The sequence below is a fragment of the Thioclava sp. 'Guangxiensis' genome, from assembly GCF_045348365.1.
Taxonomy (GTDB): domain Bacteria; phylum Pseudomonadota; class Alphaproteobacteria; order Rhodobacterales; family Rhodobacteraceae; genus Thioclava; species Thioclava kandeliae.
The window spans coordinates 807,203-820,921 of the sequence record NZ_CP155822.1 but is presented as its reverse complement, the minus strand read 5'-3'; the positions used below and the strand labels follow the sequence as shown (position 1 = coordinate 820,921).

Annotated in this window: 17 protein-coding genes; 5 read left to right on the top strand and 12 right to left on the bottom strand. The window is 64.0% G+C overall.

Annotation, left to right across the window (positions count from 1 at the left end; genetic code table 11):
• Positions 1-25: 25 nt before the first annotated feature.
• Genes ABEB22_RS04060 through ABEB22_RS04050 form a run of 3 tightly spaced genes read right to left on the bottom strand, consistent with a single transcriptional unit; the run spans position 26 to position 2,004 of the window.
• Positions 26-967: a calcium/sodium antiporter gene (locus ABEB22_RS04060; protein WP_406870886.1), complete on the bottom strand. Its 942-nt coding sequence runs from the start codon at positions 965-967 to the stop codon at positions 26-28.
• A 10-nt stretch (positions 968-977) separates the two neighbouring features.
• Complete coding sequence (locus tag ABEB22_RS04055; protein WP_406870885.1) at positions 978-1,148, bottom strand: hypothetical protein; 171 nt, start codon at positions 1,146-1,148, stop codon at positions 978-980.
• A gap of 16 nt (positions 1,149-1,164) precedes the next feature.
• The gene (locus ABEB22_RS04050) at positions 1,165-2,004 is read right to left on the bottom strand and encodes a S49 family peptidase (RefSeq protein ID WP_339114135.1); all 840 of its coding nucleotides are present in this window, start codon (positions 2,002-2,004) and stop codon (positions 1,165-1,167) included.
• A 102-nt stretch (positions 2,005-2,106) separates the two neighbouring features.
• On the opposite strand from ABEB22_RS04050, the gene fdhD reads away from it, so the two are divergent.
• Complete coding sequence (gene fdhD / locus ABEB22_RS04045) at positions 2,107-2,883, top strand: formate dehydrogenase accessory sulfurtransferase FdhD (RefSeq protein ID WP_350936481.1); 777 nt, start codon at positions 2,107-2,109, stop codon at positions 2,881-2,883.
• Here fdhD and ABEB22_RS04040 read toward each other — a convergent pair.
• From ABEB22_RS04040 to ubiA, 4 genes are all read right to left on the bottom strand, one after another.
• Positions 2,876-3,418, bottom strand: coding sequence for a GNAT family N-acetyltransferase (locus tag ABEB22_RS04040; RefSeq protein WP_350936479.1), 543 nt, complete (start codon positions 3,416-3,418; stop codon positions 2,876-2,878). The two genes, fdhD and ABEB22_RS04040, sit on opposite strands and share 8 nt — an antisense overlap.
• A gap of 18 nt (positions 3,419-3,436) precedes the next feature.
• The gene (locus ABEB22_RS04035; RefSeq protein ID WP_350936477.1) at positions 3,437-3,751 is read right to left on the bottom strand and encodes a hypothetical protein; all 315 of its coding nucleotides are present in this window, start codon (positions 3,749-3,751) and stop codon (positions 3,437-3,439) included.
• 29 nt (positions 3,752-3,780) lie between these two features.
• On the bottom strand, positions 3,781-5,790 hold the full coding sequence (locus tag ABEB22_RS04030; RefSeq protein ID WP_406870884.1) for an OmpA family protein: 2,010 nt from the start codon (positions 5,788-5,790) through the stop codon (positions 3,781-3,783).
• A gap of 85 nt (positions 5,791-5,875) precedes the next feature.
• The gene (gene ubiA, locus ABEB22_RS04025; protein WP_339114139.1) at positions 5,876-6,847 is read right to left on the bottom strand and encodes a 4-hydroxybenzoate octaprenyltransferase; all 972 of its coding nucleotides are present in this window, start codon (positions 6,845-6,847) and stop codon (positions 5,876-5,878) included.
• Positions 6,848-6,858: 11 nt separating this feature from the next.
• Here ubiA and ABEB22_RS04020 point away from each other — a divergent pair, with 11 nt between their 5' ends.
• A complete protein-coding gene (locus ABEB22_RS04020; protein ID WP_339114140.1) occupies positions 6,859-7,584 on the top strand; it encodes a 16S rRNA (uracil(1498)-N(3))-methyltransferase in 726 nt (241 codons plus the stop codon).
• 3 nt (positions 7,585-7,587) lie between these two features.
• On the opposite strand, the gene ABEB22_RS04015 is transcribed toward ABEB22_RS04020, so the two are convergent.
• Complete coding sequence (locus ABEB22_RS04015; protein ID WP_406870883.1) at positions 7,588-7,986, bottom strand: winged helix-turn-helix transcriptional regulator; 399 nt, start codon at positions 7,984-7,986, stop codon at positions 7,588-7,590.
• Positions 7,987-8,086: 100 nt separating this feature from the next.
• On the opposite strand from ABEB22_RS04015, the gene ABEB22_RS04010 reads away from it, so the two are divergent.
• Complete coding sequence (locus ABEB22_RS04010; RefSeq protein WP_406870882.1) at positions 8,087-8,833, top strand: SDR family oxidoreductase; 747 nt, start codon at positions 8,087-8,089, stop codon at positions 8,831-8,833.
• On the opposite strand, the gene ABEB22_RS04005 is transcribed toward ABEB22_RS04010, so the two are convergent.
• Complete coding sequence (locus ABEB22_RS04005) at positions 8,830-9,237, bottom strand: SRPBCC domain-containing protein (protein ID WP_406870881.1); 408 nt, start codon at positions 9,235-9,237, stop codon at positions 8,830-8,832. The genes ABEB22_RS04010 and ABEB22_RS04005 overlap by 4 nt on opposite strands.
• A gap of 93 nt (positions 9,238-9,330) precedes the next feature.
• On the opposite strand from ABEB22_RS04005, the gene ABEB22_RS04000 reads away from it, so the two are divergent.
• A complete protein-coding gene (locus ABEB22_RS04000) occupies positions 9,331-9,831 on the top strand; it encodes a hypothetical protein (protein ID WP_339114144.1) in 501 nt (166 codons plus the stop codon).
• Between the two features lie 78 nt (positions 9,832-9,909).
• Positions 9,910-11,280, top strand: coding sequence for a glutamate--cysteine ligase (locus ABEB22_RS03995; RefSeq protein WP_339114145.1), 1,371 nt, complete (start codon positions 9,910-9,912; stop codon positions 11,278-11,280).
• Positions 11,281-11,354: 74 nt separating this feature from the next.
• Here the strand turns inward: ABEB22_RS03995 and ABEB22_RS03990 are convergent, their stop codons facing one another.
• From ABEB22_RS03990 to pyrC, 3 genes are read right to left on the bottom strand one after another with little or no spacing between them, the layout of a single operon-like run.
• Positions 11,355-11,756: a DUF805 domain-containing protein gene (locus ABEB22_RS03990; protein ID WP_339114146.1), complete on the bottom strand. Its 402-nt coding sequence runs from the start codon at positions 11,754-11,756 to the stop codon at positions 11,355-11,357.
• A gap of 51 nt (positions 11,757-11,807) precedes the next feature.
• Complete coding sequence (gene plsY / locus ABEB22_RS03985; protein ID WP_339114459.1) at positions 11,808-12,419, bottom strand: glycerol-3-phosphate 1-O-acyltransferase PlsY; 612 nt, start codon at positions 12,417-12,419, stop codon at positions 11,808-11,810.
• 12 nt (positions 12,420-12,431) lie between these two features.
• On the bottom strand, positions 12,432-13,715 hold the full coding sequence (gene pyrC, locus ABEB22_RS03980) for a dihydroorotase (RefSeq protein ID WP_406870880.1): 1,284 nt from the start codon (positions 13,713-13,715) through the stop codon (positions 12,432-12,434).
• Positions 13,716-13,719: the final 4 nt, after the last annotated feature.

The window sequence follows — 13,719 nt, the reverse complement described above, 5'->3', positions numbered from 1 at the left end:
TTTCTCCTCCGGCACGCTTAGGATATCAGGCGACGATTGCCACCACATAGCCGATATAGGCCAGTGTGAACGCGATGCCCGTCATTCGGCCGAGCGATTTCCTGAAGAAGATGAATGGCCCGAGAACGAGGGTCGCTGCAAGCATGACCCAGAGATCGACGCGCAGCATTTCCGGCGGCACCGGCATGGTGCCGAAGAGCCCCGCGATGCCCAGAATGAACAGCAGGTTGAAGATATTGGAGCCGATGACATTGCCCAGAGCGACATCAGCACGGCCCTTGAGGGCGGCCGAGATCGAGGTGGCAAGCTCGGGCAGGGAGGTGCCCACCGCCACCAGCGTCAGCCCGATCACCGCATCCGAGATGCCCATGGCGCTGGCAATATCGGAGGCGCCCGAAACCAGAAGATTGGCGCCGATCGGCAGGCCGATCAGCCCGAGGATGATGTAGACCGCAATGGCGCGACCGGTGATGCTGTCCTCGGCACCTTCCACCTCCTCGTCATCGCGGTCACGGCGATGGCCGAGCGCCTGCAGGATCTGGCGGGTCAGGATCGCGCCGATGGCCACAAGCAGCACCATAGCCTTCCACCATGTGATCGGCCCTGTCACGGCCAGCGCGATGAACAGCACGGTCGAGCCCAGCATCATCAGATAGCTCTCGCGCGTGTCATGGGTATGGGTATGGATCACAGAGATCAGCGCCGGAAGCCCCAGCACCAGAAGGATATTGGCCGTGTTCGAGCCGATGACATTGCCAAGCGCGATGGAAGGGTTGTCATTGAGGACTGCCGTGATCGAGACCAGCAACTCGGGCGCGGACGTGCCGAAGGCCACGACGGTCAGGCTGACGATCAACGCTGGAATGCCGAGCCGGAGCGACAGGTTCACCGCCCCCTTGACCAGCCAGTCGCCTGCGAACACAAGCAGGACAAGTCCCGCGACAACCATTGCGATATCTATCAGCACGAAGGGCTCCTCAGCCTTTTGAAGAATGATGGCCACAAGGGCAACGCCCCGAGCCGATCTTGGGACGCCCGCAATCGGGGCAGCGTGTCTTGCCAAGGCGCTTCGCGCCGGGCAGACCTTTGGGAAGGCGCAGCCTGCCGAACATGGCCAGAACGGCCATGACGAGCAGGAAGATCGCCATCACCTTCAAAAGCATCCTAGAGCCCGTAACGGGCCCGGAGGGCGCGTTCCTCTGCTTCGAGCAATGCCGCGCCGACCGCCTCCTGCGCGATCTGGCTGCCGAAAGAGGCGCCGAAACGCTTGAAGATGGATTTCTTCTGGGTGAAGGGGATCAGCCGGACCTTCTCGCCATAGAGCTCCTTGAGCTTGGGCACCGCATGCGAGAGGCCGTCAATCAGGCCGGTGCCCTCGGCCAGTGCCTGACGGCCCGTCCAGACATCACCGGTGAACAGATCGCGTTCAGTGGTCAGGCGCGTTCCGCGGCGGGCGCGCACATGGTCCTTGAAGCTTTCATGCATGTCTTCCAACAGAGCCTTCAGCCGGTCGATATCTTCGGGCTTTTCAGGACGGAACGGGTCCATGAAGCTTTTCGAGCCGCCCGCCGTATGCACGCGCCGCTCCACGCCATGCTTCCCGATAAACTGGTCGAAGCCGAAACCCGAGGAGATCACCCCGATCGAGCCCACGACCGAGGTCGGATCGGTCCAGATATCATCCGCTGCACAGGCCAGCCAGTAGCCGCCCGACGCGGCCACATCCTCCACGAAGGCATGGACCGGCACGCCGGTTTCATCGGCCAGACGCCGGATCCGGGAAGCGATCAGCGCGCTCTGCACAGGCGATCCGCCGGGCGAGTTGATGATCAGCGCCACTGCCGTGGGTCTGGCCTTGCGGAAGGCGCGCTCGATCAGCGGGCCCACCGAGGCATCCGAGAGCCCCGCAGATCCGGGACGGGAGATGCCGATCGCCCCTTGCAGGCGGATCAGCGCGACGCGCGGCTCTTTGCGCCGCAGGGGGAGAAGGGCTTTGAAATCCATGGTGGGGGATGTAAGTCCTCGGACAGAGCCCTACAAGCAAGCCGCTGTCCTTTTCGTGAAGTTTTCGCATAATCGCCCGCACAGAAGGGCAGGGAGGTCCGCATGATCCAGCCAATCCGTCAGCAGACTCTGGCCATAGGTGCCACCGGAGCCGCAGAGCCGCTGATCGAGCCTTTGATCGAAGAGGTGCCGGTGGCGCTGGTCTTTGACGGGGTGACACAGGCCGTGATGATGGCGACCCCCGCCGATCTGGAGGATTTCCTGCGCGGATTTGCTGTAAGCGAGGGGATCATCGCACAGGGCGAGAGCCTGACCGGCATCGAGATCGTGCCCCAGTCGCGCGGGATCGAGGCGCGGGCATGGTTGCCTGCAAGGGCGGGCGCGGCCTTCCGCGACAGGCGGCGCGCGATGGCGGGGCCGGTAGGATGCGGGCTGTGCGGCATCGACAGTCTTTCACAGGCGCTGCGCGAGGTGCCTCACAGAGCCTACCGGCCTGTGCTGGGGCTTGCCGAGGCAGCGCAGGCGCTCGACGCGCTGCGCGAGGCGCAGGTGCTGCAGGACGAGACCCGCGCCTGCCATGCGGCGGGGCTCTGGGTGGCGGGTGGTTTGCGGCTCTGTCGCGAGGATGTGGGACGCCATAACGCGCTCGACAAGCTGATCGGGGCGGTGGGAGCTGTGCCCGAGGGAGCTGCTATCATCATGACCTCGCGGATCTCGGTGGATCTGGTGCAAAAAGCCGCGATGATTGGGGCGGGCGCGATTGTGTCGCCCTCGGCCCCCACGGGGCTGGCAGTCGAGGAGGCGCGTATGGCGGGGCTCCAGTTGATCGCACGGGCCCGCCACGCGCCCGAGGGTCGGGCTGATTACACCGCTATCTGACCTTGGCATACATCCAGCAATCGCGGGGCGTATCGGAGATGTTCGGATGCAGGAAATAGCGCCGTAACACGCCCTCACGTCTCAGCCCCGCCTTTTCCATCACGCGCGCCGAGGCCGTGTGATCCTTGTCACAAAAGGCCTCCGCACGGAAAATATCAGGATGCGAAAGGGCGTGATCCACCAGCCAGCGCAGCACTTCCGAGGCACAGCCCTGTCCCCAAGCGCTCCGGCGCAGAACATAGCCGTAAGTGACGCGGTGCCGGTGAAGATGCGGGTGGAAGAGCCCCATGAGGTCGCCGGGCGCGCCTTTGGCAAAGACCACCGCCGGAAACCCCGTACCCGCGTCCCACTCCTTGCCGCAATTGGCGAGATAGGCGCGGGTGTCGGCCAGTGCGCCATGCGGGCGCCAACCAACGAAGCGCGTTACTTCGGGGTCTTGGACATAAGCCTCAAAGATCGCAGGCGCATCCTCGGGCTGGACGCGCCGGAGCGCATAGCGATCTGTGGCGAAAGTCTCGGGCAGGCAATAGCGCATGGGATCTGCCCGCGTTCTTTAGCTGTCGAGTTTGGCGCGCAGCTCTTCCGCATCTCGGCGGGCATCGCGCAGACCATCCATGGCGGCGCGTAGCTCCGCTTCGGACTGGTGCAGCTGGTTGGTCAGTTCCGCTTCGCGATGCTCGATATAGGCCAGGGCACGTTCGCGGGTATCCTCGGCCTCGTGCAGGGCATGGGCCATCTGTTCCAACTCGCCCATATCGGCTTTACTCACGCGGGTCAGGCGGTGCAGCAGCCAGCAGGCAAACCATCCCAGGCAGAAGGCGATGAAAAGAATGATGGCTGTGGCAAAAACGAATTCGGTTCTGTTCATATCATAGGGTCCCGCGGGCTTTCATCCGGTCATTTCTTGGAAGTATCGAGATCGGCCGGACGCAGCTTCGGCTTGGCCGGTGATTGCGCCGCAGGGGCCACGGATACCGCGGCATCGGCAGAGGTATCCTGTGTGCCGCCGACCTGATCGGCCTGCGCCTCGCCCTCGGCGGCTTCCTCGACGATGGGAGCCGTCGCGGTGGCGGTCGCTTCGGGCAGGGTCTCGCCGGTATCGAGCGGCTGCTCGTCGAGCAGGGTGAACTCGATCCGGCGGTTTGCCTCACGGCCCGCTTCGGTGCCGTTATCGGCAATCGGCTGGGTCTCGCCAAAGCCTTTGGCCGTCAGGTTGCGCACCGAGACGCCGCGGTCGGCCAGCGCCTGCAAGACGGCATTGGCACGGTCTTGCGACAGCGAGAGGTTCATCTGGTCGCGGCCCTGGCTATCGGTATGGCCATCGACCTCCAGCTTGTAATCCTCGCAATTCTGGTAGGCTTTAGCGAGGGCGGCAATCGGGGTGGCTCCGTCGGCATCGATCTTGGCCGAGCCGGGCTCGAAGGTGATCTTCTGGCTGGCGAGCACATTGTTGAGACGGGTGGCGCATTCCGTGCCCGAGGGCAGGCCCAGAACCGGATCGAGGCGGCGGTCATAGCGCACCGACAGATCGATCCGTGCAGCCTCGCCGAGCGCCTTGGAGAGCGAACGCGAGATCTCGTCGCTGGCCTGTGCATTGCCCGAAATCCCCGAGACGCGCAGGATATCGGGGCGCACGGTGATCTGCCCCGTATTCAGCTGGTCGAGCGCGGCAAGCCCCGCCATGGTGCGCACACCCCAATCGGCGGGCAGGGCGTCATCCACACGGGTGCTGCCCGAGACACCTTTCGAGCCGAACTGCGCGCGGGCATAGTTCTCGATCATGTCGCGCTGGGTCGCATCCTTGACCCGTCCGCCGATCTTGATCTTGCCCGAGGCGTCTCGCGAGGCGGAGAATTGTGCGATCTGCGCCTGTTCCTGCTTGGGTTTCTCATGCACCGATTGCAGCGAGAAGACATCGGGAAGGTTGGTTTCCAGATCCGCCACGGCCTGATCGAACGCGTCATTGCTGACGGAGGCGGGCACATCGAGTGCGATATCGGTATCGGAATAGGTGATCGTGCCCGCGCCCATCTGGCCGATCGCGGCGATGCCCATGGCGGTCGCATCGGCCCAGTCGGTCGAGGGCACGCCCATCCCCACGGTGCAGCCCAGATCGCCGCTGGCACCCGCCGCTTTGGCAGCCGCCAGGATCTTGGTCTTGGCACGGTCGGTATCGGCCGAGCAGGCGTCGAACCGCGCGCCCTGCTCATCCTTGATGAAGCGCAGCGTGAAGGGCGTGATCACCGGACGCGGGGCCGAGATATTGTAGCTCAGGTCCAGCCCGTCGGGTTTGCGGCGGGTGAGCGCCGTCTCGATGTCGGATTTCTCGCGCTTTGAGGAGGTGATCGCAGTGACCGACACTTTGCCTGCCTCGACCGAGATCTTCGAATGCGGCAGGCTGGCGAGTGTGTCCACGGCGAACTGGTAGGCGGTGTTCCAGCCCACCGGCACCGGATAATCGGCCTCGTCGAGCATATCGACCACCTCGCCGCCCTGCGTGAAGGAAGCCACCTCGTCCATCAGCGCCTTGCGGTCGGTCGAGCTGGGCACCAGCCCGATCAGCGAGATCCCGTCATCATTGCGCAGGATCTCGAGCGAGAAATCGGGCGCGGTCAGATCGGCGATCTTGGTCACATCGGTATTGTCGCGGATACGGGTCGCATCGACGATCCCCGAGACCACCGCCATGGTCCGCAGGCGTTCGGCCTCCGAGGGAGCGGTGCCGCTGATCTGGACCTGAAGCCCGTCGGTGGCGACCTTGGCCCAGCCATGTCCCGAGGTCTCGAGGGCTACGCGCACCTCGGACTGGGTGCGCTTCTCGATCACAGTGGCCGAGCCACCTGCCACGAGTGCCGCGCAGACAAGTGCGGCACCAAAGGCTGTGGCGGTCAGGATCTTGCTTCGCATAAGGCGGGCTCTCCGGTGTCGTTCAGGTTGCGGGATGCTTACGGGTTAGGGGAGATTCCCGCAATCCGCTTGGGGCGATGAGGGTTTACACAATCGCGCCAGCGGCGAAAAACAGCGCAGCGAACAGACCTGCCTTCTGTGCGCGGCGGAAAAGCCGCAGGCAGAGATCGGGATTGTCGATATCGAGCTGTTTCAGCTGCCAGCCCATATGGCCGGCAAAGACCACGGGCCCCATGAGGGTAATCGCCAGTTTGATGGCCGAAGGATCATTGGGCAGCAGCGCCACCAATACGGCGGCCACCATCAGGAGCGTGGCGATGATCAGGAAGCCCAGCAGATATTGCGGCGTCTTCTCCGCAAAGAGGCGGGCGGTGGATTTTACCCCGATCAGCACATCGTCTTCCTTGTCCTGATGGGCATAGATCGTGTCATAGAAGAGCGTCCAGCTGATCCCGCCAATATAAAGGAGCACGGCAGGCAGCCCGAGGCTGCCGGTATGCGCGGTCCATGCCAGGAGCGCGCCCCAGTTGAACGCAAGCCCCAGAAAGACCTGCGGCCACCAGGTGAAACGCTTCGCGAAGGGATAGATCGCCACAGGCGCCAGCGACAGCACCCCCAGCCATATGGCGGGCGCATTGAAGGTCAGCAGGATCAGGAGCGAGACCAGGCATTGCACCACGGCCCAGACCAGCGCGCCCTTTGCGGTGATCTGGCCCGAGGGGATCGGGCGCGAGCGGGTGCGCGCCACCGCGCCGTCGAAATGGCGGTCGGTGATGTCGTTCCATGTGCAGCCCGCACCGCGCATCAGGAAGGCGCCGATGGTGCAACCGATGACCAGCCACAGATCCCACCAGACAAATCCGCCCGTTGCATTGGCCGCCAGCGCGATGCCCCAGAAGCAGGGCATCAGCAACAGCCATGTGCCGATCGGGCGGTCGGCGCGGCTGAGCCGCAACAGGGGACGCAGGCGGCGGGGGGCGTGATGATCGACCCAGTTGCCATCATAGGCATCATAGACGATACCGTCTGCCTCTGGAGTTTTCCGCCCACTACTCATAGATTTGCCCCATGCAACGCGCCAAGATACGTCTTCATGTAGATCATCCGCTGGGTCAGGGGCAAGTCATCGCCCTGACCGATAAACAATCGCATTATCTCTTCGGCGTCATGCGCGAAGGGGAGGGCAGCCATATCGCGCTGTTCAACGGCCGCGACGGCGAATGGACCGCCACCGTCACCCGCGCCCATAAGAAGGCCGGAGAACTGACCTGTGTCGAACAGGCCGCCCCCCAGCTCGACCCGCCCGATCTGTGGCTGCTCTTTGCGCCGATCAAGAAAGAGCGGACGGATTTTATCGTCGAAAAGGCGACCGAGCTGGGCTGTGCCCGTATCCTGCCGGTGCAGACCGAATTCACCAATGCGGGCCGGATCAAGCAGGACCGCGCGCAGGCCCATGCGATGGAGGCCGCCGAGCAATGCCTTGGCACTTTCGTGCCGCCCGTCGACGAGATGCAGAGCCTGATGCAGCTTCTGCGCGGGTGGGACGAGACGCGGCGTATCCTCTTTTGCGACGAGAGCCTCGTGGGTCCGGCCGAGACGCTGGCGCAGCTTGCCCCCGGACCCTGGGCGATCCTCATCGGCCCCGAGGGCGGGTTCTCGCCCGCCGAGCGCGATATGCTGCGCAGCCTCGACTATGTCACGCCGGTCAGCCTCGGCCCGCGCATCCTGCGCGCTGATACCGCCGTCTGCGCGGCAATCACCTTGTGGCAATCGGCGCTGGGGGATTGGGGTTGATCGCTAGTCGATCGTGCGGGCCTCGAAATCCTTCCGCGCCCGCTCGATCGTGTCATAGTTCTTCTCCGCCCAGAGCCAGACGCCGCAGAAGGCTTTTGATAGGCCCAGCCCCAACTCGGTCAGCCGGTATTCCACCTTGGGCGGCACGACCGGATAGACCTTGCGGCTCACCAGCCCGTCGCGTTCCATCGCGCGCAGCGTCTGGGTCAGCATTTTCTGGCTGATGCCGGTGCAGGCGCGCGACAGCTCGCCAAAGCGGGCGCAGTCATGCTCGGTCAGGATCTCGATCAGCAGCATCGTCCATTTATCGGCGACGCGTCCGATGATTTCTTCCACCAGCCGGTCCACCGCCGGATCGCAGGGCAGGGCGTTCAACTCGGCGCGGAGTTTGTCGGCGGACATGTCCATACTCTCTTTTGGGTAAGTATAATTCTTTTGGGTGCCTTCTTTCGGAAGGATAGCACGGGCCGCATCTTGTCACCAGAACAGGAAAGGACCAACCATGAGTTTTACCCATCGCACCATCCTCATCACCGGCGGTAATTCCGGCATCGGTCAGGCTTTGGCCGAGGCACTGCAGGCCGCGGGCAACCGCATCATCATCACGGGGCGCAAGGCGGAGAGCCTGAACGCCATGCTGAAGCGCAATCCCGATATGGCGGGCTACCAGCTGGATGTGACCGACACGCAGGCGCTTTCGGCCTTTGCGCCGCAGGTGCTGGCCGACCATCCCGATCTGGATACGGTGATCCTGAATGCGGGCATCATGGAGCCCGAGGATTACACAAGCGATCCGGTCTCGACCGAAGTGGCCCATCGGGTGATTGCCACCAATCTGACAGCCCCCGTGGAAATGGCGGCAGGTTTTTTGCCGCATCTGCGGGCGCAGCCTCGGGCCGCGCTGGTCACCGTATCCTCGGGGCTGGCTTTCGTGCCCAAAGCCACGACCCCGCTCTATTCGGCCAGCAAGGCCGCGATCCATTCGTGGTCGCAATCGCTGCGCCACCAGCTGCGGGACACATCGGTGCGCGTGCACGAGATCGCGCCGCCGCTGGTGGCGACCGAGCTGACGCCGGGCCAGTCGCAGGTGGCGGCGGCCCTGCCGCTTGACGCTTTCATCTCGGAGGTGGTCGGGCAGATGCAGCGCCCGGATGTGCCCGACGAGATTTTGGTCGAGCGTGTGCATTTCCAGCGCTTTGCCGAGAGCGAGGGCCGGTTTGCAGCAGCCTTTGCCGCCATCAATGGCTAGGCTTCCATATGGCGGCGGAAATTCTCCAAGATCGCCTGCCAGCCCATCTGCTGCATGGCGGGCGGGCTTTGGGTCTCCGGCTCGAAGCGGGTGGTGACGCGGGTGCCCCCCGCCACCGGCTCGAAAGCGGTCACCGCCTCGCGCCCGTCATCGAGGCGGATCGCCAGCAGCCGTTCCGGCGCGATCTCGGTGAAGGTCGCGCCGAAATCGAAGGCGAAGCTGCCGTCTTTCGCGGCCATCTTCGAGACCATCCGCCCGCCGACCCGCAGATCGACCTCGGAATGCGGGCAATGCCAGTCGGGCGAGGCGAAATTCCACTCCATGATCTGGGCGGGCTCTGTATAGCCCGCCCAGACCGCGTCCGGCGCGGCGTTGATGGTCGTCTGAACGGTCAGCTTGTCCATTGGGATCTCCTCGGAACGGGCTTTAGGTGCAAATGGTTGCATTCTGCGGGGAGGCGGGCAAGAGTTTGCGCAAAGAGTGTATCAGGACCTGTCATGATCCGTCCCGAGTTGCGTCGCGCGATTGCGCATCATTCCGAAGTGCTACTGGCGCTGGTGCCGCTGGCGGCCGGGCTGTGGCTTGTCTGGCTGGGCGGCTGGGTGCTTTTGCCTGTCGGGCTGGCACTGGTGGCAGGGGCTGTCGCCTGGGCGGTGGTGGCGTGGCGCAGGCTGCGCTTTACGCGTGATGCGGTGGCGCCCGGTATGGTGGAGATCGATGAAGGCCAGATCGGCTATTTCGGGGCGGGGCGGCTGCTGGGCGGACAGGTGGCGCTGCGCGATCTGGCCGAGATCCGGCTCTTGCATCTGAACGGCCGCCATCTCTGGCGGCTCAAGACCGCCGATGGGCAGGCCCTGCTGATCCCCGTCGATGCGGCGGGTGCTGCGCAACTCTATGATGCCTATGCAAGCTTGCCCGGAACCGACATGCGCGCGATTTCTGCGGCATTGGATCGGCGCGTGACCGCACAGGTTTTGTGGAAGCGCTCGTCTGGCTGAGATCGCATTGCGCTTGACTTGACCCGCTATTCGTCACACCTCTTGCCCTCCAAAGGGCCACAAGATTTAGGAGCGTCCATGTCCATTCCGCAGCAGGGCGGTGGCCCGATCGAAGATTTCGCACAGCTTGCCGAATATATGGCCGAGGGCGAAAAGCCCAAGGATGACTGGCGTATCGGCACCGAGCACGAGAAGTTCGGCTATTGCGAGAAGGCCCAGAAGCCGCTGCCCTATGAGGGGCCGTGCTCCATCAAGGCAATGCTGGAAGGCCTGCGCGATACCTATGGCTGGACGCCGGTCGAGGAGCAGGGCAATATCATCGGCCTGACCCATAATGGTGCCAATGTCAGCCTCGAGCCGGGTGGCCAGCTGGAACTGTCGGGCGCGCCTCTGGAGACCATCCACCAGACCTGCGACGAGGTGAACCAGCACCTGCGCGAGGTGCAGAGCATCGCCGACAAGATCGGGGCGCGTTTCATCGGGCTGGGGGCTGCGCCGCAATGGGGCGAGGCCGAGATGCCGATGATGCCCAAGGGCCGCTACCGCCTGATGACCGACTATATGGATAGTGTCGGCACCATGGGCAAAACCATGATGTACCGGACCTGCACGGTTCAGGTGAATCTCGATTTCGCCTCCGAAGCCGACATGGTGCAGAAGATGCGCGTGGCGCTGTCGCTGCAGCCGGTAGCCACGGCGCTGTTTGCCAATTCGCCCTTCCTCGATGGTAAGCCCAACGGGTTCAAATCATGGCGCGCCAATGTCTGGCAGAACCTCGACGAGGCGCGCACCGGCATGCTGCCTTTCGTGTTCGAGGAGGGCTTCGGCTATCAGGCTTGGGTCGATTATGTCCTCGATGTGCCTATGTATTTCGTCTATCGCGATGGCAAATATATCAATGCTCTGGGCCAGTCTTTCCGTGACTTCCTGAAGGGCGAGCTGCCCGCGCTGCCGGGCGAGAAGCCCACGCTTTCGGATTGGGCCGACCATATGACCACCGTCTTCCCCGAGGCGCGGGTGAAGAAGTTCATCGAGATGCGCGGGGCCGATGGGGGGCCGTGGCGCCGTCTTTGCGCGCTTCCTGCCTTCTGGGTGGGGCTGACCTATGACCAGTCTGCGCTGGATGCGGCATGGGATCTGGTGAAGGGCTGGGATCACGAGACCCGCGAGGGTCTGCGTCGCGCCGCCGCGAAAGATGCGCTTCAGGGCGAGTATAACGGCATCAAACTTCATGATCTGGCGCGTGAAGCGGTGGCGATCTCGCAATCCGGCCTCAAGGCCCGCGCCAAGCCCGGTGCCGGCGGACTGGTGCCCGACGAGACCCATTTCCTCAACGCGCTGGAAGAAAGCGTCGAAACGGGGCGCGTGCCCGCCGATGAACTTCTGGAAAAATACCACGGCGAATGGCAGGGCGATCTGTCGAAGATCTATCGCGAGTACAGCTACTGATCCTTTGCCGGACCAAAGAATGCACAAAGCGCGGGGGTAACCCCGCGCTTTTTCATTTGTCGATACCGTGCCGTTTAATGCGGTTCGGGGCCGAAGCGGTTCGTCCCCTCGCGGGTGCGGCCAAGCATGAAGATGAACAGGATGATCTGGCCGAAGAGCGGCAGGAAATGCAGCAGGAGCCACCAGCCCGTACGGTCGATATCATGCAGCCGCCGCACCGAGACCGCCAGAAGCGGGATCAGGATCGCCAGCGAGAACAGGAATTCGAGCGGCCCGCCATTGGAGATGAACCACGCATGGCCTTCGCCCGCGCCCATCGAAAGCCCGCCGAAGATCGCGCCGTCCACAAGGCTGAGGAGGAAATTGCCCAAGAGCACAAAGAGCACGAACCACCAGAACTCGGCGCGGCGCGCGCGCCCCGTAAAACGGGCGTAGTTCTGGGTCAGGCAGGTTTTTACCGCGGATTGGAATGTCATCGGTCCCTCATAGGTTTCGGGGGCAACGATGGTGGCCCCCGCAAGGTTCCCTCAGCCCTTCTTGCCGATCTTGGGCTCGGTGCCTTGTGCCAGACGCGAGATATTGGCGCGGTGGCGCCAGAAGATCAGCACCGCAAGGATTGCCAGCAGCAGCATCAACTGCCGTTCGCCCATCAGCAGCGCCAGCGGCACGGATAGCGCCGCCGAGACCAGCGCCGAAAGCGAGGAGATGCGCGTGGCCAGAGCCGTCAGCAGCCAGATCCCGCAGGCCGCCAGACCCAGCGGCCAATAAAGCGCCAGCACCGTGCCGAGGAAAGTGGCCACGCCCTTGCCGCCACGGAATTTCAGCCAGACCGGATAGAGATGGCCCAAGAAGGCAAAGCCCCCCGCCAGCTGTGCGGCCAGTGGATCGGCCATGAAATAACGCACCAGCAGCACCGCAATCGCGCCTTTGCCCGAATCGAGCAGGAGCGTGGCAAGGGCTGCGGGCTTGTTACCCGTGCGCAGCACATTGGTCGCCCCGATATTGCCCGAGCCGATCTGGCGCAGATCGCCCAGACCCAACATGCGGGTGATCACGATACCGAAGGGGATCGAGCCCAGAAGATATCCCAGCAGGGACACAAGGGCTAGAATGGCCGGGGTCTGTTCGGTCACCGGGATGCTCCTCTTTGATCAGGCGGTCTGGTTGGCGCGGTCGAAGACCTTGACGCCTGCGACGAAGGTCGCCAGCACCTTGCCCTCCATGCGCTGGCCGTCAAAGGGGGTATTCTTCGATTTCGACTGCAATGTCCACCGGTCGAGCACGAAAGGTGCATTCGGATCGAAGAGCACGAGATCGGCGGGGGCTCCCTCGGCGAGTCGGCCCTGCGGCAGGCCCAGACGTTTGGCAGGGTTGAGCGACATGGCGCGGAAGAGCTGCGGCAGGCTCAGATGGCCCGCGTGATAAAGGCGCATCGCCGCCGGAATGAAGGTCTCGAGCGCCACGGCGCCGGAGGCGGCCTCCTCGAAGGGCAGGCGCTTGGATTCCTCATCGGCGGGCGTGTGCATCGAGCAGATGATATCGATATGGCCATCGGCCACGGCCTCGACCATCGCCAGGCGGTCCTCTTCGGAGCGCAGCGGCGGGGTTACCTTGAAGAAGGTCCGGTAATCGCCCACATCCAGCTCGTTCAACGTCAGGTGGTGGATAGAGATCCCCGCCGTCACATCCAGACCCGCCTGTTTGGCGCGGGTCAGCGCGGGCAGGGCGCGGGCGGTGGTGATCTGGTCGGCATGGTAGCGCACGCCGGTCATCTCGACCAAGGCCAGATCCCGCTCGAGACCCATCCGCTCGGCCATCGGCGAGACACCCGGCAGGCCGCGCAGCGAGGCGAATTTGCCGGAGGTCACGGCCGAGCCCTTGGAAAGCCCCGGCTCCTGCGGATGGCAGACCACCAGCGCGCCCAGCGACCGCGCATAGGTGAAGGCGCGCGAGAGCACCTTGTTATCGGTGCTGACATGGGTCACATCGCCAAAGGCCAGCGCGCCCGCATCCATCAGGAAACCGAGTTCCGTCATCTCGCGGCCCTCGCGGCCCTTGGTCAGCGCCGCCATATGGTGGATGCGAACGGGGGCCTGTGCCGCGCGGCGCGTCACGAATTCCAGCGTCTCGGGATTGTCGATAGCGGGGGTCGTGTCGGGGCGGGCGATCACGGTGGTCACCCCGCCTGCCGCAGCCGCAAGCCCTGCGGTGCGGAAGCTCTCGCGGTGACGCTCGCCCGGCTCGCCGATTTTCACGCCCAGATCCACGATCCCCGGCGCCAGATATTTGCCACCGCAATCGATCACCTCGGCGCCTTTGGGTGCGGACATCTGCCCGATGGCGGCGATCTTGCCGTCATCAATCACCAGATTGCCCGTGGTCTCGGTCAGGGCCTCGGGGTCGATCAGGCGGGCATTTTCAAGAAACAGGGTCATGGGG

Bases quoted from the DNA above. Each gene is read 5' to 3' on its own strand.
- ABEB22_RS04055 (WP_406870885.1), bottom strand. From the start codon at position 1,148: ATGGCGATCTTCCTGCTCGTCATGGCCGTTCTGGCCATGTTCGGCAGG.
- ABEB22_RS04050 (WP_339114135.1), bottom strand. From the start codon at position 2,004: ATGGATTTCAAAGCCCTTCTCCCCCTGCGGCGCAAAGAGCCGCGCGTC.
- fdhD (WP_350936481.1), top strand. From the start codon at position 2,107: ATGATCCAGCCAATCCGTCAGCAGACTCTGGCCATAGGTGCCACCGGA.
- ABEB22_RS04040 (WP_350936479.1), bottom strand. From the start codon at position 3,418: ATGCGCTATTGCCTGCCCGAGACTTTCGCCACAGATCGCTATGCGCTC.
- ABEB22_RS04035 (WP_350936477.1), bottom strand. From the start codon at position 3,751: ATGAACAGAACCGAATTCGTTTTTGCCACAGCCATCATTCTTTTCATC.
- ABEB22_RS04030 (WP_406870884.1), bottom strand. From the start codon at position 5,790: ATGCGAAGCAAGATCCTGACCGCCACAGCCTTTGGTGCCGCACTTGTC.
- ubiA (WP_339114139.1), bottom strand. From the start codon at position 6,847: ATGAGTAGTGGGCGGAAAACTCCAGAGGCAGACGGTATCGTCTATGAT.
- ABEB22_RS04020 (WP_339114140.1), top strand. From the start codon at position 6,859: ATGCAACGCGCCAAGATACGTCTTCATGTAGATCATCCGCTGGGTCAG.
- ABEB22_RS04015 (WP_406870883.1), bottom strand. From the start codon at position 7,986: ATGTCCGCCGACAAACTCCGCGCCGAGTTGAACGCCCTGCCCTGCGAT.
- ABEB22_RS04010 (WP_406870882.1), top strand. From the start codon at position 8,087: ATGAGTTTTACCCATCGCACCATCCTCATCACCGGCGGTAATTCCGGC.
- ABEB22_RS04005 (WP_406870881.1), bottom strand. From the start codon at position 9,237: ATGGACAAGCTGACCGTTCAGACGACCATCAACGCCGCGCCGGACGCG.
- ABEB22_RS04000 (WP_339114144.1), top strand. From the start codon at position 9,331: ATGATCCGTCCCGAGTTGCGTCGCGCGATTGCGCATCATTCCGAAGTG.
- ABEB22_RS03995 (WP_339114145.1), top strand. From the start codon at position 9,910: ATGTCCATTCCGCAGCAGGGCGGTGGCCCGATCGAAGATTTCGCACAG.
- ABEB22_RS03990 (WP_339114146.1), bottom strand. From the start codon at position 11,756: ATGACATTCCAATCCGCGGTAAAAACCTGCCTGACCCAGAACTACGCC.
- pyrC (WP_406870880.1), bottom strand. From the start codon at position 13,715: ATGACCCTGTTTCTTGAAAATGCCCGCCTGATCGACCCCGAGGCCCTG.